The 1155-nt window shown below is 48.5% G+C and carries 1 protein-coding gene; it reads right to left on the bottom strand.

The window, feature by feature from the left end; translation table 11 throughout:
* Nucleotides 1-511 precede the first annotated feature (511 nt).
* Nucleotides 512-976: a hypothetical protein gene (locus ASD86_RS27095; protein ID WP_157477082.1), complete on the bottom strand. Its 465-nt coding sequence runs from the start codon at nucleotides 974-976 to the stop codon at nucleotides 512-514.
* Nucleotides 977-1155 lie beyond the last annotated feature (179 nt).

Raw genomic sequence — 1155 nt, 5'->3', positions numbered from 1 at the left:
GCGTTATGTCCGCTATGTAAATGATCGCTACCATCGCACCGGCACCTTGTGGGAAGGGCGGTACAAGGCGTGTCCGGTGGACAATGACAGCTATCTGCTGCGTTGCTATCGCTACATTGAGCTCAACCCGGTGCGCGCGGGGATGGTCACCTCGCCAGGGCATTATCGCTGGTCCAGCTATCGCGCAAATACATCGGGCGAGCCGAGCACCTTATTCACTCCCCACCCGGTCTATCTGACCTTGGATGCGGACGTTACACGCCGTCATCAGGCTTATGCCAGCTTGGTTGCAGAAGCGCTNAAATCCAGACGACGTTGCTTTGATTGCGCTGCGACTGCAGCGACAGCACGCACTCGGTACCGAGCGGTTTCGGAGCATGATCGAAACCCAGTTACAGCGGCGCACAGGTCCGGCAAAGATTGGGCGTTCGTCTAAGGCTCGATAGATATTGGAAAGTGCACTCTGGCCCCTGTTTCGCTCACTCTGACCCCTGTTTCGCTGATGTCTATATTAAGTATGAATTCCCTTTGATTTTTCTTCTTTGTAGAATTTTAGGTAGCTGATTTGATTTTCTTTGAAACCAAAGCTTTTGGCCTTTACCCATGCGTTATCAAAGCATTTGTAAGCCTCTACTTTATTTCCGGAGTCGAACAAGAGTGTCCCTTTAAGAACTGAAAATATTGGGTAATCAATTTCTTGCATTGGTGATTTTTCCAAGACCCAATCTGCCAGTTCGATTCCTTCATCATATTTTTCCATTAATTTATATATTTCTATTATGCGCAGCAGTGTGATGTGAACTCTGCCACACATAAGTTTGGGCTCGGGAATGATGTTCCATGCGTTATTTATGTGAATAAGAGATTCTTCGAGCGCGCCACTTCTACTTGATACTCCTGCAGAAGTAAATTCTTGCTTCCATTGATTGTCTAGCTCTGGGGACATGTCGATTGCTTTGTACGAATTGCTAGTCATAAGGCGTCCCTTTGACTGGCCTGACGGTTGGGGCAGAAACAGGGGTCAGAGTGCACTTTTCTTAGCCTCGTATCCGTAATGAACCGATGTTGGTCGGCGCCATACTGAAGCAGGCTGTGTGTTATCCCGCAAGGAAGCACAGTATGCCTCGACAGCCTAGAATTGATCTGCCCCACATT

This window comes from Lysobacter sp. Root690 (genome assembly GCF_001427785.1).
Classification (GTDB): Bacteria; Pseudomonadota; Gammaproteobacteria; order Xanthomonadales; family Xanthomonadaceae; genus Lysobacter.
Note: the sequence above shows the minus strand (reverse complement) of the source record. Positions and strands in the feature narration are given on the sequence as shown.

Bases quoted from the DNA above. Each gene is read 5' to 3' on its own strand.
- ASD86_RS27095 (WP_157477082.1), bottom strand. From the start codon at position 976: ATGACTAGCAATTCGTACAAAGCAATCGACATGTCCCCAGAGCTAGAC.